The sequence below is a fragment of the Campylobacter coli LMG 9860 genome (assembly GCF_000254135.1).
Lineage (GTDB): Bacteria > Campylobacterota > Campylobacteria > Campylobacterales > Campylobacteraceae > Campylobacter_D > Campylobacter_D coli.
Window position 1 is genome coordinate 34,983 of the sequence record NZ_AINS01000036.1, and the last position, 20,432, is coordinate 55,414.

Here is a 20,432-nt window from a genome sequence, read left to right on the forward strand (position 1 = left end):
ATCATTTGTTATTTTTTATATTTTAAAGAATTTTTTGTCCTAATTTTCTATATTGATTTTATATCCCAAACCTGGAACATTTTTAATAAATTTTTCTCCAACTTTATCTCTTACTCTTTTTATAAAAGTTCTAACCGCAGTATCGCTAACATGCTCACCTATCCAAACATTCTTCTTAATATCTTCATGCAATACCAAAACCCCAGGCTGCTTTAAAAGCAATGAAATAAAAGCAAGCTCTTTTTTGGTTAAAACAATTTCTTGTCCTTTATGAATTAATATTCTTTTAGTCTTATTGAATTGATACTCTTTAGAAATATCAACAAGCGCGTTAGTTTCTATCTTTTCACCCACTAAATAATCCAAAACTTTAAAAAGTTCATCTACATCTACAGGTTTGATTAAATATTTATCTATACCTATATCAATAGAACGCAACAATCTTTCTTTTTCCGAATAAGCACTGAGCACTACAATAGGAACATCATTTGCTATTTCTTTAATTTCTTTTGCCATATCAAGCCCATCCATGATAGGCATAGCAATATCTGTAATAATCAAATCGGGCTTAAATTTTTTAAATTTCTTTAAACCCTCATCACCATTTTGTGCACCTATTACCTTGCTGTAACAAGAAGATAAAACATTAACAAGCGATTCTCTAATTTTTACTTCATCTTCTACAACCAATATAACCAATTCTTTCATAATTTAATTCCCCTCTTGCAACTTTAAATATATCTCAAAACAAGCACCATCTTTTATATTTTTAACTTGAATTTTTCCACCAAAACTCTCTACGATTTGCTTGCTGATGTAAAGTCCCGCTCCTATACCTTGACTAGGATGTTTAGTTGTAATATAGGGTTGAAAAATTTTGTCTAAAATATCTTCATCAACCCCGCCTGCATTATCCTTAACCTTGACTTTAATATAATTTTTTCCAAATTTGGAAAAACTAAATATAATATTTTTTACTTTTTGAGTCTTAAATGCCTCTATGGAATTTATAATTAAATTTAAAAAAACTCTCATTAGGCCATTCTCATGCGCTATAACTCTATAATCTGTTTTTGAGATTATTCGAGTATTAACTTGATGTTTTTCTATGGTTTCAAAAGCAATGCCAATTACCTTATTTAAAATTTCTCTTAAAGAAACATGATTTTTTTCGTTTTCATTATTTTTAAATAAAGTTCTAAAAATATCAATTGTTTCTGACATATTTTTTATCGTACTTTTAGATTGTAGATAAATTTCGGTAAAACCCTTCTCATCTTGAACATTTTGTTTCATTTGAAACATAGCAATACCAAGCTCATTTAGAGGTTGTCTCCACTGATGCGCAATATCGCTAATCATCTGCTCTATAGAAGAATTTAAAATTTCTTTATAAATCTTTTTTGTATCTTTCTCATTTTTTTCTAAAGCAACTTTAAGCTTATACTCAAAATCTTTGCTTAGTTTTGCAAATTCTTCCTTGCGCTCTTTAGCTGTCTTTTCAAGATTTACACTAATTTCACGCAATTTCGCATGATTTAATACAAGTTCTTCATTTAATTTAAAAGAATTGCTAATATCATAAGATAAAGCAATAATTTCATTTAAATCACCCTTATTATCTACAATAGGAATTAAAAATGCGTCAAGATAAAAAGTTTTGCCTAGCTTATCGACATTTTTAAAAACCACCGAATAAGCTTCTTTTTGCCAAAGTTTTCCTAAAAGTTGATTGATATAACTTTCTTTAACATCAGGATGTTTTAAAATAAAATGATGCTTTCCAATCAACTCTTTTTTACTATAACCACTTATCTTGCAAAATTTTTCACTTGCATCGATAATTATACCTTGCAAATTGATCTTAAAGAAAATTGTCTTTTTTTCTATTACTTTTAAAACTTGCTCGGCAACTGAATTTGCCATTTAAAAAGCCTTAAAACCCATATAAGCTAAACCTATTCCATAAGCTACAATAATGAAATAAGATAAATAATTAAATACTTTTTTCAAAAATACACCCAAATATTGTGATATTTTGACAAAAAAAAGCATTGCTGGAAGGGTTGAAAGACCAAAAACTAGCATAACCAAAATGCTTTCTGTAACATTTTGCCTACTCATTGCATTCGCTAGAAAAAAATACACCAAACCACAAGGAACAAACCCATTAGCAAAACCTAAAATCATTGCCGATTTTACACCCTTAAAACCCATAGATTTTTTAATAATCTTTTTTATAAAATACTCAAAAAAAGCGCGATTTTCGATAAAAGCAAGGATTTTACCTCTAAAAATTAAAGAAAAACCTAAAATTACCATAAACACACCGAGTATAAAAAAGGATAAGCTTTGAATTTTGGCATTTATAGCTAATAAATTTCCAAATATCCCAAAGATTATTCCCAATAAAATATAAGAAAAAATTCTAAATAATTGATAAATAAAAGTTAATAAAAACAAATTTTTGTGGGTTGAATTTAAATTCATAAAAGCTAAAATAAATCCCCCACACATAGAATAGCAATGCCCAAAGCTCGATAAAAAGGCTACACTAAATATAGCCAAAAAGTCAAAATTTAGAGGAAGGAAATTCACATTAAATTCATAAATTCTTTAAAAATATATTTACTTTCGTGCGGACCTGATGAACTTTCAGGATGGTGCTGCACCGAAATAATAGGATAGTCTTTATACCTTACACCCTCGACATTATCTCCAAAAAGATTTCTATGCGTTATAATTGCTACTTCGCAAAGCTCTTCAGGAACATTATAATTATGGTTTTGAGCAGTGATTTCAACACTTTTGTTTTCTAAGTTGATCACAGGATGATTAGCTCCGTGTTGTCCAAATTTCATTTTATAAGTTTCATATCCAAAAGCATTACTTAAAAGCTGATGCCCTAAACAAATTCCAAGCATAGGAATTTTAGCCTCGGCTAATTTTTTAATTTCAGCAATTTCTTGTTTTAAAATTTTTGGCTCTCCTGGTCCATTTGAAAGAAATACACCTTGAATTTGACCTTTTTGATAAAGCTTGATAAGTTCTTCTGCTTTGGTATTATAAGGAAAAACTTCTACTTCTAAACCCACTTCCACAAGCTCATTGAGAATGTTTGCTTTCACACCATAATCAATAACAGCAACTTTTTTTGTATTTTTTTTAGCCTTATTGTAACTTTGGGTAGCATTATTCCAAACTCCATGTTTGTGAGCGTAGGATTTTTTAGTACTTACTTCTTTTACAAAATTAATCTCATCTATTTTTGCAGATTTTTCCAAAGCTGCTTTTAATTCTTCTTTGCTAGAGATTTCAGTTGAGATAACTGCTCTTAAATTTCCGCTGTCTCTTAATATTTTTACCAAATAGCGAGTGTCTAGTCCATAAACTCCTATTTTTCCATGTTCTTCTAAGTATTCTTGTAAGCTTTTTTGAGCACGAAAATTAGAAAAAGTAGAGCTTAATTCTCTCATCAAAACGCCACTTGCAAAAATTTCTTTACTTTCGTTGTCATTTTCATTGGTTCCTACAATGCCTATTTCAGGCATAGAAAAAATGATAAATTGTCCTGCATATGAAGGATCAGATATTATCTCTTGATAACCTGTTAAAGAAGTATTAAATACAAGCTCGCCAAAAAAAGTTCCACCCTTGCCAAAAGCCTTAGCAGTTAAAAAAATATCATTTTCTATATAAATATAAGCTTTCATAATTTAAAACATTCCTTTTTTTCTAAGCTCTTCTTGGTAAAGTTTTTCAAAAATAAGCTCATATTCTTCGCTACCTGGAATAGGTTTTGTTTTATAATTACTTATTTTTTCATAAACCTCATCTTCTAATTTTTCATAAATTTTAAGATAGTCATCTATGCTAGAAAAAATTAAATTTTTCACTCTATTTTCGCTTACCACAAAATTAATATAATCATTTTCTATAAGTTCTTCTAAAATTCTATGCGCTAAATGATTGTGTCTATCTTCAGAATTTAAAATCACACCAAATTCAGGAGCTAATTTTTTCTTAACAAGCCAAAACATATTTTTACGATCTACTTGCATAAGCTCCATTTCATCTTCTTGTTGTTCTAAAAGCTCTTTAACTCTTTCATCTAGCTTTCTTTCATTCATAAGATCATCTTCTAAAATTTGTTTAATGCAAGGGTTTAACTTTTCAATATTATCTTTAATTTCAACAAAAGAGGAATGTGCAATATCTAACATTATTTTATTTGTAATATAAGGTATATGTGGCAATTTTATACGCATTTTCAAGCCTTTTCACTAATAATTTTGAAATAATAATATATTTTTGGTAAAAGAATGTTAAAAAATTAAATTTTTAATTGCTTTTATTATTATCCATATTTTTTAGCAATAAGGTCAATTCGCTCGCTTTTGCAGGATCCATTTTAGAAAGCACTCCTGAAATTTTTCTAGACTCTAAAGATAGCATGATTTTACTCGCATCTTCAGCATCCATTTGGGTTAAAACATCAGCTATTGCAGTATCTTTCATTTGCGAATAAATTTCTTTAATCCTACCTTCTGTTTTTTCATTGATAGAATTTAAAATTTTTTGCTGCTCTTCTAAAAGTTTTGTATTTTGTTCTTTTAAACTTTCAATCTGTGCTAAAGTCGCATTTACTTCAGCTTCTCTTTGATTTAAGACTTCAAGCCTTTCTTTTTGCAAAGCTTCAAAAGAAGCTTTATAAGCTTCTAAAGCTTGCCTTGCTTCATCAAATTCTCTAGTTTGCAATTCAATTTGAGCTTTTCTAGCTTCAAAATACTGCTCACAATCTTGTTCAGCTCCAAAAACTACACTTGAAATAAAAACTAACAATATAAATTTTTTAATCATCTTTTTCTCCTTTGAAAAAACGACTGATTGCAATTTCATCTAAAAATTTTTCTTCAGCCTTGGCAAGTTCTTTTTGCTTTTGTTTAATTTCCTCGGCTTCTAAAACCTTCATTTTTTCATAATCTAAATGTGCTTTTTGATATAAAAACTGATAATGATTCATTTCTTTTTTAGAAAGTTCTACTTTCTCCCTAGCTCTTGCCAAAGCCTCGCGTCCTACTTGCGCCATACTTAAATTCGATCTTAACTCTGCTATAGATCCTGATTTTGGCAATACGCCTAAACTTTCACACTCTTGGCGTGAAAGTTCATAAGCTTTTTCATGTTCAAGCTGTCTTTGTTTGGCTTGATTAAGATTTGATTCTGCTTTATCAAGTTGTTGTTTTCTTACCTTTACAACAGAATTATATTTACTTTTCATAAGATGATAGTATCATCTCTTTCAGGGCTAGTAGAAATATACTTTACCTTAACCCCTGCAAGCTCTTCAAGTCTTGCTATATATTTTTTAGCATTTTCTGGCAATAAATCATAATCTTTTATACCAAAAACTTTATCCCAACCATCTATTTCTTCATAAATAGGTTGAACATTTTCTAAATCGCTTGGTATATAGTCGATTTCCATGCCCTTATATTCATAAGCACGACAAATTTTTATCTTTTCAAAACCATCTAAAACATCAAGCTTCATCAAAGATAAAGCATCAAGACCATTAAGTCTTGCTGTATATCTTACAGCAACTGCATCAAACCATCCACAGCGTCTTTTACGTCCCGTGCTTACGCCAATTTCTTTTCCAATTTGCGCAATTTTTTCTCCATCTTCACCCTTATCCTCAGTAGGAAAAGCTCCATTTCCCACACGCGTTGTATAAGCTTTTACAATACCTATAATATTTCCCGCTTCTTTAGGATTTAACCCAAGTCCTGTTAAAGCGCCTGCTGAAATAGTACTTGAGCTTGTAACATAAGGATAAATTCCATGATCAATATCAAGCATAGAGCCCTGAGCGCCTTCTAAAAGCACTTTTTTATCCTCATCCAAAGCTTTCCAAAGCATTCTTGTAGTATCGGTTATAAACGGAGTTAAAATCTCATTGAAGCGTTTTAAATCACTAAGTAATTCATCTGAATCAGGAATTTCAATCCCTAAAAATTCTAAATAATTTTTATTTGCTTCAAAATCTTTCATTAAAGCATTGTGAAGTCTTTGAGGATCTAAAAGCTCTCCTACTCTATGTCCGGTGCGGTTAATTTTATCTGCATAAGAAGGTCCTATACCTTTACCTGTCGTACCTATAGCATCTTTACCTTTGAGTTTTTCTTTAGCAATATCTATCAAAGAATGGTGCTTTAAATTTAAATGTGCTCTATCGCTAATATACAATCTGCCTTTTAAATTTTCAAATTGAGCCATTTCAGCGATTAAAACTTCAGGAGATACCACAACTCCATTGCCAATCACATTAATACACCTTGAATGCAAAACACCACTTGGCATAAGATGAAGTGCGTATCTTACACCATTTACCCAAATGGTATGTCCTGCATTATGCCCCCCTGCACTGCGACACACATAGTCATAATTTTCACATAATTTATCTACTACTTTGCCTTTACCTTCATCACCCCATTGAATTCCAACAATAATATCTGCTTTACTCATTATTTTCCTTAAATTTTACGGCGAGAAGATGAGAGAATCGAACTCCCCAAAGAATAGTCAACTACCCTTTCATCTGATTTGAAGTCAGTGACGATCACCAGATACGCTAATCTTCCAAAGTTATAATTATAGCTATTTTTAAATGAAAAACAAAATAAATTTTCAAATTTTATCAAAGCATCACTGATTTTTGACTTTAGTTTAAAATTAGGTTATAATCTCACTCTTTTTTTAGCATCAAGGTTTGATGATTACATTTTTAGGATCTTTCTTTGAATTCTTTTAAACAAAAATATTTAATCAATTTTTGGGATAATTCCCGTGCTATGATAACACTTGGAATTTTAAGTGCAGTATACTTTGGAATTTTTAGTGGTGTTTGGGCTGTTACGGGAGAAATGACGCGTTGGGGTGGAGAATTTTTAGAGCTTTTAGGTATGGATTTGAATGGATATTCTTATTATCAAAAGCAAAATTTAAATGGTACTCCTTTAACGAGAACCGATGGAATCATGCTTATAGGCATGTTTATAGGTTGTTTAGTAGCCGCACTTTTAGCCAACAAAGTCAAATTTCGCTTACCCGCTAGCAATATAAGAATCTTTCAAGCTATAGTAGGTGGAATTCTTTCAGGCTATGGCGCAAGACTTGCCTTTGGGTGTAACTTGGCAAACTTTTTTACAGGCTTGCCTTATTTTTCACTGCATACTTGGTTTTTTGGTGTTTTTATGGTTTTGGGAATTTATCTTGGTGTAAAACTTTGTAACACTTCCTTTTTTAAACCTAAAGCAAAATTACAATGTGCAAATAAAGAAAACATTCCTTTGCTCAAACAAAACTCGCGTGCGAAATTTCATTTTGTTTTAGGTAGTATTCTTTTTGTAGCATTTTTAATATGGGTGTTTTATCTTGTGCTTGTTAATGGCAATATAAGCACACAAAGCAAACAAAGTCTTTTAGCTTTAGCACTCATTTTTGGCTTTGCGTTTGGTTTTATCATCTCCAGAGGACAAATTTGTTTTACTGCTTGTTTTAGAGATTTATTCTTATTTGGTAGGGAAAATGCTATAAAAGGCGCTTTAATCGGTATGATAATCGCTTCTTTGATCGCTTTTGCTTTCATCTTACATGGACACAATAGCAAACTCATCGAACTCTCTCCTGCTGTGGCTATTGGGGCATTTTTATTTGGTTTTGGTATAGTTTTCGCAGGGGGTTGTGAATGCGGATGGACTTATCGTGCTTGCGAGGGACAAAGTCATTTTATGATAGTGGGTATTGCAAACATCGTAGGAACGATGATTTTGGCTCTAACTTATGACTTTTTACCTAGCGCTTTCAAAGAGGGCGTAAAAATTAACTTGCTCAATGAATTTGGAAATTTGGGTGGGTTTTTCATAAATCTAGCTCTTTTTATTTTAATGTTTGCTTGTGTTTTATTTTATAAAAAACACTTCTTTCAAAAACTAAATCAAAAAGGATAAAAAATGAAAATTACTTATACTTTAAATTTAGAAGGTGAAGCTTGTCCTTATCCTGCTATTGCTACGCTAGATGCCTTGCCGCAACTTAAAAGCGGAGAAATCCTAGAAGTGCTTTGCGATTGTCCACAAAGTATCAATTCTATACCTCAAGATGCAAAAAATCGTGGTTTTAAAATTCTTGAAATCGATCAAAATGGTCCCACACTTCGGTTTTTAATCCAAAAGCCTTAAATTTGGCTCCAAATTTAAAGAGTTGATAAACTTTTGCTCTAGTTTTAATTTTAAAAGCTGGGGCAAAAAATTTCATTTTGAGATAAAAAAGTAGGAAATTTGGAGGATATTTAAACAAATATCCTCATTTTCTAAAAAATCTTAAAGTTCTTTTAACATTCTTTCATATGCAGCTTTAGTTCCTGGGCGTACTTGAGTAAGTAAGCTTGCAATGATTATCACTGCTGAAGCAGCTACAAAGCCTGGAACTATTTCATAAATAGGGAAATTAAAGAGTTCTGCTAAATAATTTTTCCAAAGAACAACCATAACAGCTCCTGTTATCATACCTAAAATCGCTCCTATTCTTGTCATTCTGCTCCAAAATAAAGAGAAAAGCATTACAGAACCAAAACTTGCTCCAAATCCTGCCCATGCATAAGCTACAATACTTAAAACACTTGATTCTTTATCTGTTGAAATCACAAAAGCAACCAATGCTACCAGTAAAACGCCTATTCTTCCCAAATTCATCACAGTTTTATTAGATGCTTCTTTGTTGAAAATTCTTTTATAAAAATCCTCTGCTATGGTAGAGCTTGATACAAGAAGTTGTGAACTTGCAGTACTCATAATAGCAGCCAAAATAGCACTGAGTAAAATACCTGCTATCCATGGATTAAATAAAAGTTGCGACATTACAATAAAGATTTTTTCAGGATCTTGAAGAGTAAGCTCAAATTTATGCACATAAGCTATCCCTAAAAGACCTATAAAGCAAGCACCTATCAAAGAAATCACCATCCAAGAAATTCCTACAAAGGTAGCCGCAGGAATATCCTTAGTAGAACGAATAGACATAAAGCGCACCAAAATGTGAGGTTGTCCAAAATATCCCAAGCCCCAAGCAAGTGCAGAAACAATGCTTAATGCTCCTATACCCTCACCCATGGATAAAGCATTAGGCTTAATTTCTTCTATAACAGCCATAGCCTCACCAAAACCACCTAAATGATAAAGCATAACAGCAGGAACAACGATCAATGCACCCATCATTAAAAGTCCTTGAAGCAAATCCGTCCAACAAACTGCTTTATATCCGCCTAAAAAAGTATAAGCAACGATAATAAGCGTCCCAGTAGTAAGCGCATATTCATATCTTATACCAAAAGTTGCTTCAAATAATTTTGCTCCACCCACAAGTCCTGATGAAACATAAAAGGTAAAAAATATCAAAATGACAATCGCACAAACTATACGCAAAATATGCTTATCATCATCAAATCTTGTTTCGAAATAATCAGGTATTGTAATAGAATTTGCAATCACACTTGTATAAATTCTAAGTCTTTTTGCTACAAAACTCCAATTCAATAAAGCTCCGATACTAAGTCCTATAGCAATATAACTCTCTATAAGTCCACTTGCATACAAAGCCCCTGGCAAACCCATCAAAAGCCAACCGCTCATATCAGAAGCCCCTGCGCTTAGTGCAGAAACTACAGGACCTAAAGAACGCCCACCTAGGAAATAATCCTCTGTATTTTTATTTTGCCTATAAAAATAAAAACCTATATAAAGCATTAAAGCAGCATATGCCACAAACATTATCGCTATGGGGGTATTAATTTGAACTGTTTCCATTTTTACTCCTTGATTTAATGATTTAACGCTCTAATGCCTAAATTTCCATAGCGATGGAAAGATACACTTAAAGCTTTTTCGTTGTGATAAAATAAAAGCTCAAAACGACCATTTAATAATGGTTTTTCTCTGATAATAATCTTAGCTTCTTTTGCCGCTTCTTGATAAATTTCATCTTCCACACTCACTTTTCCATGATAGCGAATTCTCTCAAAATTCTTCAATCTTGAAACAAATTGAGCTTTGCTTTCATTTGTGATTTCAAGGTTTAGATTTATAGCTTTGCAAAGTTCTTTTACTAAAGAAATTTTATCGTTTTCTTCATAGCTCACGCTCAATGGGATATTTAAGATATTGGCTGCAATGATAACTCCTAAAATATCTTGCAAATTATCATTCTCACACACTCTAAAAGCTAAATTTTTAATCTTAGTATAAGAAAAGAGATTATCCTCGCCGCGTATATTGACATAATCTTTTGAAACACTAAATTCATTTCTGTAATGATACGCATAAGATTTTGCCATCAAAATAGCATTGTTTAAAGCTTTTTTATTTTCTTCATTTGTGCCAAGATCTATTTTTTCTAAAGTTTTAACAAGTTCGTTATTGAGCAAATTCTCATCAGCTTCACTTGTGCTTATATCTAAAAACTGGGTTATGTAATTATAAATTCCCACTTTTCTACCAAAACCTATAGCAGATTTTTTCACCCCACCAAAAGGCTGACGAAGTACTATAGCTCCTGTTGTAGGTTTATTGATATAGATATTTCCTGCTTCTATATGAGTGTGAAAATACTCCCATTCTCTTTCATCTAAGCTCTCAAATCCTGCAGTAAGACCATAGCCTGTTGAATTGACTATCTCTATAGCTTCTTTTAAATCTTTTGCTTTCATTACACTTAAAATCGGTACAAAAAGCTCATTCATATGAGTGAAATCACCTTTTTTGGTGCCGTATTTTATCCCTGGAGTCATCAAATAAGGATTGTTTTCTAAAAATTGAGGTTTTAAAGCCCATTCTTCATAAGGCGCTAGTTCATTTAAGGCTTTTTCTACTTTAGCACTAGGCTTATCTGCTAATGTGCCTAATTTATTTTTAAATTCAAAAGGATTTCCTACAGCCATAGAAGCAGCTGCATCTACTAAAGTCTTTTTAAATTCTTCATCTTCATAAACTTCTTCCTCTAAAACAAGCAAAGAAGTAGCCGAGCATTTTTGACCGCTGTTGCTAAAAGCAGAATGGATAATATTTTTAATCGCGCTGTCACGATCTGCAAATTTAGAAACAATCGTAGCATTTTTACCACCCGTTTCAGCACTTAAAAGTAAGGTAGGATTTGCTTTAAGCATAGCATAAGCCGTATCTTCTCCACCTGTAAGTATAGAGAATTTCACTGCTTCATCAACAAGTAAATATTTAGAAATATCGCTTCCTTTTGAAGGCAAGAAAATCAAAGCATCTTTGCTAATTCCTGCATCCCAAAAACATTTACAAAGCATATAGCCTGTTAAAGTTGAAAGCGAAGAAGGCTTATAAATTACGACATTGCCTGCTGCTAATGGTGCTGCTATGGTTCCAACTGAAATACCTATAGGGAAATTCCAAGGAGCTATGGTTACTCCTATACCTTTAGGGCTAAATTGAGTATTTTTATTTTGCTCTCTTAAAACCTTTAAAGAATGTGGATAAAATTCAGTAAAATCAATAGCCTCACTTACTTCAGGATCAATTTCTAAGAAAGTTTTTCCTACTTCAAGTGCAGCCAAACCTATCAAATCCCCACGACGCTCTCTCATCAAATTTGCAGCCTTAGCTAAAATAGCATGAATTTCATCAAAACTTGTATTTTTAAAATTAGAATTTTTAGCTACTTCAAGAGCTTTTTTGATTTCATTTTCGCCTGCTAAATAAGCTTTTCCTATCATTCTATCTTTGATTTTATCTTTAACTTCTAAAATATTTAAAGTATTTTTATCAAATTCCAAATCTCCGATTACAGGCATTACATCATAATTTTCTAAATTTTCATATTTAGCTCTTATGACTTTAGCCCATGCTCTATTTTGTGGCAAAATAAAATCCGTATCGCTTTCGTTATTAAACATTCCACTTTCATAAGCACTTACTATATTTGGAGCTTTGTTTCTATCTTGGGTGCGGTGTGTGCTATTATCAAGCGTTTTAATTCCTTCTAAAGATTTTAAGAAAAGTTCTTTTTGCACATTCCAGTTATTATCCCCAACTTTGAGATTGAAAAAATATCTCATGAAATTATCTTCGCTTGTATTTTCATCAAGGCGTCTTACAAGATAAGCAATAGCATTATTAAAATGCGCTTCATCACAAACAGGTGCATAAAGAATTAAATCATGCATTTTAGACAATTCATAAGAACATTGCAAACTCATACCTTCAAGCATTTCAAAAGTGAAAGAATCAAGAGCTCCCGTCTCACTGATGCGTGTGTAAGCATAAGCGATTTCAAAGATATTGTGGCTTGCGATACCCACATTGATATATTTATAATTATCTCCCTCTAAAACAAAATCAAGCATTTTGTTATAATTGCTATCTGTGTCTATTTTTTTATAAAAAGTAGGAAGCTCCCATCCTCTTTGACTTGCAATCGTCTCTTCGCTTTCCATGTTTGCACCTTTTACAAAGCGAATTTTAATGGGCTTCATTCCTTTTAAAACTCTTTCTTTTGAAAAGGCAAAAAGTTTTTTAAGGTACTCATAAGAATCAGGTATGTAAGCTTGTAAAACAATACCTGCTTTAATATCAAATTTAGACACACTTTCCATAAAGGCAGCAACGGTTAGTTCCAAATCTCTAAATTCTTCCATGTCAAGATTGATAAATTTACTCACACCCTGCTTTTTTTCTTCTTCTAAGGCTAAAGCATAAAGATGATCAAGTCTTTTAACCACTTCATCCTTGGAGTATTCAAAGTCAATAATATTAATTTGTGAAAAAATAGTAGTGATTTTAATCGAAATATAAGTAATATAGCTTGATTTTAAAGCTTCTTCATATTTTTGAATGCGGTATTTGCTTTCTGCTTCGCCTAAAACCTCTTCGCCAATTAAATTCACATTTAAAGTGATATTATCTTGATCTTTTCTTTTGCGCATATGAGGTTCTAAAACACTAGGATTTGCATCCAAAACCATAGCTTTAGTATCTTCTCTTAAATGTTTTACAAAAAATGGCACACTTAAATTAGGTGCGAATTTACCAAAATTTAAAAAGCTAAAGAGTAAGAATTTCTCAAAGGCACTAAAAAAATCTGCTATACCATACTTATTTAAAGTATGTTCGATAAGCTCAAAACTTGCTCTTTTATCTTTACATCTAAAAGAACGGTCAAGCAATTCGATCAGCATGACTTTATTTTCAGGATTATTAAGAAGCTTTTGCATTTTAGCATGGAATTCTTTTTCAGAATTTGAAATGTTTGCTTCTATTTTTCCTTGCAATTCTTCAGCTAAAGCTAAGGATTTTTGTATCATTTTTACATCTCCTAAGGATAAAATAATATTTAAAATAGAAATGATATTATAAATAAGGTAAAAATAACATTTTAAATTTAAAAAAATGTATAAAAAAGAATTAAAAAAAGTTTTTATGAGTATATGAGTAACAAAAATTAAGAAAATAAAAATCTATCGTCTTGTTTAGCTACTGCTTTGGCAACAATTTTGGCTTTAATATTTTCATCTTCTAAAGCCTTAAGACATTCTAAAGCCTTTTTCTCTTCTATAGAAATTAAAAGCCCTCCTGAAGTTTGAGGATCACAAAGCAGTAAATCTTCCTCATTTAAACTAGAATAAAGCTCTTGCATGAAATCTAAATTTTTATAAGCTCCACCAGGAATCAAACCCATATCAAAATATTCTTTTACGCCCTCTAAATAAGGAAGTTTATCTTTAAAAATCATAAATGAAATGCTATCATTTAACATTTCTCTTAAATGTCCTAAGAAACCAAAGCCCGTAACATCACTCATCGCATTAACCCCAAAACGAAGTGCAATTTGGCTGGATTTATAATTTAAACCCATCATGCTTTCAAGCATACGATCTAAATGTTTTTCTTCTAACATTTGAGCTTTTAAAGCTGTACTTAAAATACCCGTCCCTAGAGGCTTGGTTAAAAGAATCAAATCCCCTTTTTTAGCGGTATTATTAGCAATAAATTTTTTAGGGTGTACCTTTCCTGTTACACTAAGTCCAAAGAAAAGCTCACCACTTTCTATAGTATGTCCACCCACGATAATGCCACCACATTCTTGAACCTTGTCATTTGCACCTTGTAATAATTCTTGCAAGACATTTAATTCATGATGGCAAGTATCAAAACCCACTATATTTAAAGCATTAATCACCTCTGCACCCATAGCAAACACATCACTTAAGGCATTGGCTGCAGCAATAGCACCAAAATGATAAGCACTATCTACTATAGGTGTGATGAAATCAAGCGTTTGCACTAAGGCTAATTCAGGACTAATTTGAAAAACACTTGCGTCTTCATTATTGCCGATATCACTGAGTAAAGCTGGGCTTGTTTGCATGAAATTTAAAATTGTTTTAAGACCACCCGGGCTTAATTTCGCTGCTCAACCTGCTGCTTTTACAAAGTGTGTTAGATTCTGGTTTTTGTATTCCATATTTTCCTTATAAAGTGATGATTTTTGCCTTGCCACAAAGCTCATTTAAAATCTCATAAGCATTGCCAATGCTTCCTATCTTAAGCTCCTTGCTCTTTCCAAAAAATTCTAAACAAGCTCCACAGCTTATAATCTCAACACCTAATTTTTCAAGTTCTTTCATTACTAAATGAGCCCTATGGTTCTCATCTACATTGATAAAAACACTTTCATTGACACAAAGAATTTTACTCGGGATATTTTCTACATTTTTTAAAGTACTTAAAAAACCTACAAGTAAATTTTCTCCTAATTTGCCATCGCCTACTTTGTCTGTCTTTAAAAATAAAACATTGTATTCATCTGTACTAGCTTTGGAAAAATCAAGTTCTTGTTTTTTTACTCTTATATAAAATTCATTATTATTTTCTTCAATATCAGCATGCAAATTCAAAGAAGTTAAAAATTTCAAAACATTATTTTTAGAAATAACAGAATTTAACACAATTTCTAAAATTTCATTATTTTGAAGATTTTGGAGTGCTTTTTTTGTCTCAACAATAGGCTTAGGACACTCGAGATTTCTACAATCAATTCTCATTATTTCTCCTTCATTTAATAAACAAAATAATAATACTTTCTTGCTTTTTTTGTCTTTAAATCAAGGAAATATGCAAGTTTATTAAAATTACTTGCATTTAAAATTACAAAACCAAACCTAGCAATTATTTTTTATGCTTAAAAAATAATTCTTTAAAACGCTTATTGGCATATTCTTCGATATCTTTTTGCAAAGTAGCGTAATTTTCCATAAGTTCCATAGCCCTTGGTGTAAGTTTGGTGCCTGACTCTTTAGAGCGACCCTGTCTTGAACTTACTAAAATTTCTTGAGAATTTTTTTGTAAAACTTGTAAATGCATCCAAGCTTTTTTATAATTTATCCCCATAAGTTTTGAAGCATGAAGCAAACTTCCTGTTTGCCCTATGAGTTCTAAAAGCTCGGTTTTTCCTTTTCCAAAAAGCAAATCTCCGTCTGCATTTTCTATCCAAGTCTTAGTCCTAACTACAAACTGCTTGCCTTTTTTTTCTTTAAAACAACCAAGTTGGCAATATTTTACATCGATTTTATATGCTTTTAAAGCAGAACGCATTGATTTTAATCCGCAACCCTCTTTGGCAATATTTCTTGCATCTTTACAAAAAATTCTACGCTTTTCATCTAAGCTAGGCTCTACCTTTCTTAAAACTTCTATTTTTGCTTTTTCAAAATCAAGATGGCCAAATTGCCCAAGCTCACAATTATCAATGCGAATTCCATTGATATCTGCTATTTTACCTATCTCTTCTATAGCTACATCAAATTTTTTAGCGATTTTAAAAGCCGTTCCGCAATCAAGCTTTTCATTGCTATTTAAAAGCTCTTTCATATAAGCTAGTATTTTTTTATTTTTATCCATTAATTCTATTTTCTCCACTATAAATATTGATATTTTCACCCCTTGCAAAGCCACAAAGTGTTAAATCAAATTTTCTTGCTATCATGACACCTAAACAAGTAGGAGCTGTGCGTGAAACAAGAACAGGAATTTTGTGCATCACTGCCTTAGCCACCATTTCAGAACTTAGTCTTCCGCTGACCATTAAAAAGCATTTGCTAAGCTCTACTCCCGCAAGTCTTGCCTTTCCTAGAGCTTTGTCTATGGTATTGTGCTGGGCTATATCCTCACCTATAAAAAAGGTATCTTTATCGACAAAAAGTTTGGCTGTGTGCACGCAACCTGTTTTTTCATAAAGATCGCATTGAGTATAAAATTCACTCATTTGTTTTAAAATTTCATCTTTATTAAATTTTGCCTCACTTGTAATTTTACTTGCTTCTATACTTTGTGGGTCAATATTGGCTGTATGAGCTCTACCACAACCACTTATCACCACACCTTCAGCATTGAGTTTAGCTAAATTTTCTTTATCAATCTTGGCTTTGATATGCACACTCATGCCATCATCTTTAGTTTCTATGCTTTCTATATCAGACACCTTAGCAATGATATTTTCACTCATCAAATACCCCACCGCCAAAGCTTGCTCATCTACAGGAGTTGCCATTAAAGCGCCTACTTTTTCATCATTGATAAAAATTTCAAGCTTGATTTCACGCACTAAAGTATCATCACAAGTAAATAAATCTTTGCCTTTATATTTTAAAATTTGAGTTGTAAATAAGGGTTCCATTGTCATCTCTTTTGTAATTATAAAATTACAAATATTATATCACAAAATTTAATACTTCTTTATTTTTAAAATCTCATTTACTTTAAACCTAAATTTATAGAGGGGGGGGGTATAATGTCTTTTCTAAATTTAAATTTATAAGGAGTAATCAAATGAAACTTTCTTATCATACAAGTAAAGTTTTAATGAGTGTTAGCATTAGTGCTTTATTAAGCAGTGCTGCTTTAGCTCAAGAAATTACTATTGCTGATGGCGATGGTAGCATGGAGAATCATTTTGAAACAAACGATGGACAACATTTTACTTTAAAAAATGATTATACCAATGGTAATCTAACCATAAATATCAACAATACAGATATACCTAATAGTATAGCAAAAGAAGGCTATGAAGATCTTGCAACAGTAAATATTAATTTAGGCTCTAATGATCTTGCTATTAAAAATATTTCACATGGAGATATTTCTACCTATGTAACAAATTATACTATCAATGCTAAAAAAACCGAAGCTATAGATGTTATATTTCAAAGTACAAATGGAAGATCTATCGTAAATGGAGATTTTAACATAAAAGGTTCATCTGCTCCCACAGAGGGTGTTTTAGATGATATAAAATCTTCAGCCATTTTAATCGGTGATGGATATGGCTTACAAGGATCTCTTGAAGTAAATGGAAATTTTACAGCAGATCAATCTACTCTATTTACCGTAGGTGGCAACAAAAGTCAAAACCACATACAAATAAATGGTAAAGCAAATATCACAAATTCAAACTTTTCCATAGGAGCAACAAGTTTTGGAGACTTAGCTTTAAATAATTATGTTTTCATGAGTGCAAGCGAAGGATTTAATGAAGACATAACAAATTCAAATAAAGCTAGTGCAAATATAAGTAAAAATTTTGAAAGTATTGTTGGTATGAGCAACAAAGACTTAGGGCTTGATTATGAAGTTGTAAGAGCTATGGATATAAAAGATTTTATTGAATATAAACTTTCTACTAAAGATAATAAGCTTTTAATTAGCGGTGGTGCAAATAAAAATGTAGATAACAACAAAATGATTCTAGAAAATGATAAAAAATATCTAGAATTAATTAAAACTGATTTAGAAGGTGCCAAAAATGAAGAAGGTACTAATAAAGAAAAAATTGATGAAGCTATCGCAAAAATTGATGAGCAAATAAAACAAATTCAAGATATGATTAGTAATGCTGGAGATCAAATAATCTCTAACGATGATTACATTAAAAACGATTCTAGCGTTTCAGCTTCTAATAAAGATTTTGTTTCTAAAATTTTAGATGGACTTGCACTCGGTAAAGACTTTAATGCAATAGGTAGTATTAAATTTGACAAAGCTGGAGAACAAATAGCAAATGACATAAAAGATTCAGCTAAATCTATATCAAATATAAATCAAGCTTCATCAGGTATAAACTCAACTATTAATATTTCAAATGATGTATCCATAGGTTCTCGTGTAGCTATGTTGAATAATCCTTATGGAAATTATGCTACAAAATTATCTCAAATGAGATTTGCTGCTAACGATTATAGAGGAAATTATGTAGATAATTATGAAAACAGCATTTGGGGTAATGTAATAGGTGGTACAAACATCATAGATGGAGATAGCAGTGCTTTATATGGAGCTACTATAGGTATGGATAGAAAAATTAACGATGATGCTATTATAGGTGCTTATTTTACTTATGTAAATGCTGAAATAAAAGATAATCTTTTAACACAAAAATCAGATAATTTCCAATTTGGTGCTTATTCTAACATCTATATAAGTCCTAAAGTAGAAGTTAATGTTAAAGCTTATGCTCAAATTTCAACAACAGATCAAGATATTACAAATAGAGGATTTAACACTACAAATAGTGCTGATTTTAATAGAAAATTTCTTGGTTTAAGTGCCAACATGGGGTATGTTTTTGATTTTAGCGATAATACCTTATTTGTCAAACCTTTTGCCGGAGCAAATTACTACTATGCATACACTCCAAGCTACAAAGAAAATGGAATTGCAGGAAAAAATGTTGATAGTGCTAGCAACAACTCTCTTTCGTTGGAGCTAGGTACTGAAATTAGAAAATATATGAGCGAAGAATCATATTTATTTATCACTCCAAAAATAGAACAATATGTAATGAATAACGGAGATGATTTTGTAGCGAGTTTAAACGGAGTAGCATTACCTAGCGTAAAAAGTGATGACAAGAAAAAAACTTATGGACAAATCATTATAGGTGGCAATATTGATATTAGCGAGCAATTTAGCTTAAATGCAGGCATTGGAGCTAAACAAATATTAGCCGGTAAAACAGATGGTAAGAATGAAACTTATGTAAGTGGTCAATTAGGTTTTAAATATAAATTCTAATTAATTTTTAAGAGACTCTAATTCTTTAATATGCTAAACTAAATTTAACCAAGAAAGATTTAAAATCTTGAAAAGCAAAGCAAAAGATAAATTGCTTTGCTTTTTGTTTTAAAAATATTTGAAAATAATTTTTAGAATTCATTTATTATAAATAATAAAATTACTCTTTATTGTGACTTAATATAAAATTTTGCAATTTATTCTTTTTAATAAGCATAGGCGATAACTCAAAAAACTCGTATTGATAATGAGAAAAATCAATATTATAGTTTCTTCTCTTTTTAATTTTATCTTTATTTTTTTAATATATTCATCATTAGAATTTTTATCCATAATGTAAACTGCACAGCAATTTTCTTTTTCTGCGCAAAAATATTGCAAATAATTTCAAAATCGCCTTTATTCTACAAATGAAAATCACAAGCTATATTAATAATATTTGGACTAAACGATACTATTTCAAAATATGAATTTGTTATCGTGCTTTAAAAAAAGACATAAGAACTCTAGTAACTTGTTTTTGTCTACTAAATAAGCAATGATTAAAATCAGATCTTCTGAAAATACTATTTATTTCGTTTGATATTAAAATATATTAGTTACTTAGCTTGTTATTATTTACCTTAGCTTCGTCAAAAAATCAATAAAAATATTTGTATCAAGAAATACTTTTTTTCATATGTCATTCTCTAAAGATTATTTTTCATTTCTTTAACTATTTTACTCGGATAAAAAACTCCATTTAAAGCTTTGCTTAGCTAATTTAAACTTTTAACCTTTGTTTAGTGCTTGTTCTAAAGCTCTAAAGATATTTATTCTTGTTGTCATATAGTCGCTGATTTTTAGTACTTTAGAATTTAATTGGCTCATCTTTCTTGCCTAAGTCTTTGTTTTTATTCCATTATTCTTACTATAAATTAAAGTAAATATTATGAATAAGTAAAACATTGATAGTTTAGTAGTTTTCTTTATTCTTGGTTGGGATAGATTTTACATTAAAAACCTTTGGTTATTTTTGGATTTACTAGCCCCATTTGAGTTTTCATTCTTTTGATTGTATATTTTTTCTTAAGTTACCAAAAAATAACTTCTGCTCCAAAGATATTTTCTAATGTATAAAAATTCTTTTTTAATTATTCTACTGTAGATAGAAAAGATGAAAAAAATTAGCATAAATCTAATCTATTCATCAAGCCTATCCGCATTAACGAGAAAAAAATTCATTACAAAGAGTGAATTTTATTTATACTTTTAAATTATATATTTAAGTAAAAATTTACAAAT

At 30.8% G+C, this 20,432-nt stretch carries 17 protein-coding genes and 1 tRNA gene; 3 read left to right on the forward strand and 15 right to left on the reverse strand.

Annotated features, from left to right (window positions below; all coding sequences use genetic code 11):
- Positions 1 to 39: 39 nt before the first annotated feature.
- From bumR to CCO88_RS05225, 9 genes are all read right to left on the reverse strand, one after another.
- Positions 40 to 708, reverse strand: coding sequence for a butyrate response regulator transcription factor BumR (gene bumR / locus CCO88_RS05185; RefSeq protein WP_002810817.1), 669 nt, complete (start codon positions 706 to 708; stop codon positions 40 to 42).
- A 3-nt stretch (positions 709 to 711) separates the two neighbouring features.
- Entirely contained in the window at positions 712 to 1,926 is a 1,215-nt protein-coding gene (bumS, locus tag CCO88_RS05190) for a butyrate sensor histidiine kinase-like phosphatase BumS (protein WP_002810815.1), read from the reverse strand.
- Positions 1,927 to 2,598, reverse strand: coding sequence for a sulfite exporter TauE/SafE family protein (locus CCO88_RS05195; RefSeq protein ID WP_002781185.1), 672 nt, complete (start codon positions 2,596 to 2,598; stop codon positions 1,927 to 1,929). It lies immediately after the preceding gene.
- Complete coding sequence (carA, locus tag CCO88_RS05200) at positions 2,595 to 3,713, reverse strand: glutamine-hydrolyzing carbamoyl-phosphate synthase small subunit (protein WP_002781186.1); 1,119 nt, start codon at positions 3,711 to 3,713, stop codon at positions 2,595 to 2,597. Before carA ends, CCO88_RS05195 begins: the two co-directional genes overlap by 4 nt.
- A 3-nt stretch (positions 3,714 to 3,716) precedes the next feature.
- Positions 3,717 to 4,268, reverse strand: coding sequence for a DUF507 family protein (locus CCO88_RS05205; protein ID WP_002781187.1), 552 nt, complete (start codon positions 4,266 to 4,268; stop codon positions 3,717 to 3,719).
- A gap of 73 nt (positions 4,269 to 4,341) precedes the next feature.
- On the reverse strand, positions 4,342 to 4,860 hold the full coding sequence (locus CCO88_RS05210) for a MotE family protein (RefSeq protein ID WP_002781188.1): 519 nt from the start codon (positions 4,858 to 4,860) through the stop codon (positions 4,342 to 4,344).
- Positions 4,853 to 5,281 carry a flagellar export protein FliJ gene (locus CCO88_RS05215; protein ID WP_002779340.1) on the reverse strand — a complete coding sequence of 143 codons (429 nt, stop codon included), beginning with the start codon at positions 5,279 to 5,281 and terminating at the stop codon, positions 4,853 to 4,855. Before CCO88_RS05215 ends, CCO88_RS05210 begins: the two co-directional genes overlap by 8 nt.
- Positions 5,278 to 6,528, reverse strand: coding sequence for an adenylosuccinate synthase (locus tag CCO88_RS05220; protein ID WP_004295569.1), 1,251 nt, complete (start codon positions 6,526 to 6,528; stop codon positions 5,278 to 5,280). Before CCO88_RS05220 ends, CCO88_RS05215 begins: the two co-directional genes overlap by 4 nt.
- A gap of 21 nt (positions 6,529 to 6,549) precedes the next feature.
- A tRNA-Sec gene (locus CCO88_RS05225) sits at positions 6,550 to 6,644 on the reverse strand.
- Between the two features lie 156 nt (positions 6,645 to 6,800).
- Between CCO88_RS05225 and yedE the strand changes: the two genes are divergently transcribed.
- Positions 6,801 to 8,012 (forward strand): selenium metabolism membrane protein YedE/FdhT, encoded by a 1,212-nt coding sequence (yedE, locus tag CCO88_RS05230; protein WP_004295570.1) that lies wholly within the window; start codon positions 6,801 to 6,803, stop codon positions 8,010 to 8,012.
- A 3-nt stretch (positions 8,013 to 8,015) separates the two neighbouring features.
- A complete protein-coding gene (yedF, locus tag CCO88_RS05235; protein ID WP_002779343.1) occupies positions 8,016 to 8,243 on the forward strand; it encodes a sulfurtransferase-like selenium metabolism protein YedF in 228 nt (75 codons plus the stop codon).
- Between the two features lie 141 nt (positions 8,244 to 8,384).
- On the opposite strand, the gene putP is transcribed toward yedF (CCO88_RS05235), so the two are convergent.
- The 6 genes from putP to fdhD all read right to left on the reverse strand — a co-directional run bounded on the left by putP (position 8,385) and on the right by fdhD (position 16,755).
- Positions 8,385 to 9,866, reverse strand: a complete 1,482-nt coding sequence (gene putP / locus CCO88_RS05240) for a sodium/proline symporter PutP (RefSeq protein WP_002779345.1) — start codon at positions 9,864 to 9,866, stop codon at positions 8,385 to 8,387.
- 14 nt (positions 9,867 to 9,880) lie between these two features.
- Complete coding sequence (locus CCO88_RS05245) at positions 9,881 to 13,384, reverse strand: proline dehydrogenase family protein (RefSeq protein ID WP_004295571.1); 3,504 nt, start codon at positions 13,382 to 13,384, stop codon at positions 9,881 to 9,883.
- Between the two features lie 137 nt (positions 13,385 to 13,521).
- The gene (gene selD, locus CCO88_RS05250) at positions 13,522 to 14,544 is read right to left on the reverse strand and encodes a selenide, water dikinase SelD (RefSeq protein WP_079264565.1); all 1,023 of its coding nucleotides are present in this window, start codon (positions 14,542 to 14,544) and stop codon (positions 13,522 to 13,524) included.
- A gap of 7 nt (positions 14,545 to 14,551) precedes the next feature.
- A complete protein-coding gene (yedF, locus tag CCO88_RS05255; protein ID WP_002807307.1) occupies positions 14,552 to 15,124 on the reverse strand; it encodes a sulfurtransferase-like selenium metabolism protein YedF in 573 nt (190 codons plus the stop codon).
- 124 nt (positions 15,125 to 15,248) lie between these two features.
- Positions 15,249 to 15,980: a winged helix-turn-helix domain-containing protein gene (locus CCO88_RS05260; protein ID WP_002779349.1), complete on the reverse strand. Its 732-nt coding sequence runs from the start codon at positions 15,978 to 15,980 to the stop codon at positions 15,249 to 15,251.
- Positions 15,973 to 16,755, reverse strand: coding sequence for a formate dehydrogenase accessory sulfurtransferase FdhD (gene fdhD / locus CCO88_RS05265; RefSeq protein ID WP_002781196.1), 783 nt, complete (start codon positions 16,753 to 16,755; stop codon positions 15,973 to 15,975). Before fdhD ends, CCO88_RS05260 begins: the two co-directional genes overlap by 8 nt.
- A 152-nt stretch (positions 16,756 to 16,907) precedes the next feature.
- On the opposite strand from fdhD, the gene CCO88_RS05270 reads away from it, so the two are divergent.
- Entirely contained in the window at positions 16,908 to 19,148 is a 2,241-nt protein-coding gene (locus tag CCO88_RS05270; RefSeq protein ID WP_004295573.1) for an autotransporter family protein, read from the forward strand.
- Positions 19,149 to 20,432: the final 1,284 nt, after the last annotated feature.

Excerpts from the sequence above, each read along its gene's own strand:
- yedF (WP_002807307.1), bottom strand. The coding sequence starts at position 15,124 with ATGAGAATTGATTGTAGAAATCTCGAGTGTCCTAAGCCTATTGTTGAG.
- CCO88_RS05215 (WP_002779340.1), bottom strand. The coding sequence starts at position 5,281 with ATGAAAAGTAAATATAATTCTGTTGTAAAGGTAAGAAAACAACAACTT.
- CCO88_RS05270 (WP_004295573.1), top strand. The coding sequence starts at position 16,908 with ATGAAACTTTCTTATCATACAAGTAAAGTTTTAATGAGTGTTAGCATT.
- CCO88_RS05220 (WP_004295569.1), bottom strand. The coding sequence starts at position 6,528 with ATGAGTAAAGCAGATATTATTGTTGGAATTCAATGGGGTGATGAAGGT.
- yedF (WP_002779343.1), top strand. The coding sequence starts at position 8,016 with ATGAAAATTACTTATACTTTAAATTTAGAAGGTGAAGCTTGTCCTTAT.
- bumS (WP_002810815.1), bottom strand. The coding sequence starts at position 1,926 with ATGGCAAATTCAGTTGCCGAGCAAGTTTTAAAAGTAATAGAAAAAAAG.
- CCO88_RS05260 (WP_002779349.1), bottom strand. The coding sequence starts at position 15,980 with ATGGATAAAAATAAAAAAATACTAGCTTATATGAAAGAGCTTTTAAAT.
- CCO88_RS05245 (WP_004295571.1), bottom strand. The coding sequence starts at position 13,384 with ATGATACAAAAATCCTTAGCTTTAGCTGAAGAATTGCAAGGAAAAATA.
- bumR (WP_002810817.1), bottom strand. The coding sequence starts at position 708 with ATGAAAGAATTGGTTATATTGGTTGTAGAAGATGAAGTAAAAATTAGA.
- carA (WP_002781186.1), bottom strand. The coding sequence starts at position 3,713 with ATGAAAGCTTATATTTATATAGAAAATGATATTTTTTTAACTGCTAAG.
- fdhD (WP_002781196.1), bottom strand. The coding sequence starts at position 16,755 with ATGGAACCCTTATTTACAACTCAAATTTTAAAATATAAAGGCAAAGAT.
- putP (WP_002779345.1), bottom strand. The coding sequence starts at position 9,866 with ATGGAAACAGTTCAAATTAATACCCCCATAGCGATAATGTTTGTGGCA.
- CCO88_RS05205 (WP_002781187.1), bottom strand. The coding sequence starts at position 4,268 with ATGCGTATAAAATTGCCACATATACCTTATATTACAAATAAAATAATG.
- CCO88_RS05210 (WP_002781188.1), bottom strand. The coding sequence starts at position 4,860 with ATGATTAAAAAATTTATATTGTTAGTTTTTATTTCAAGTGTAGTTTTT.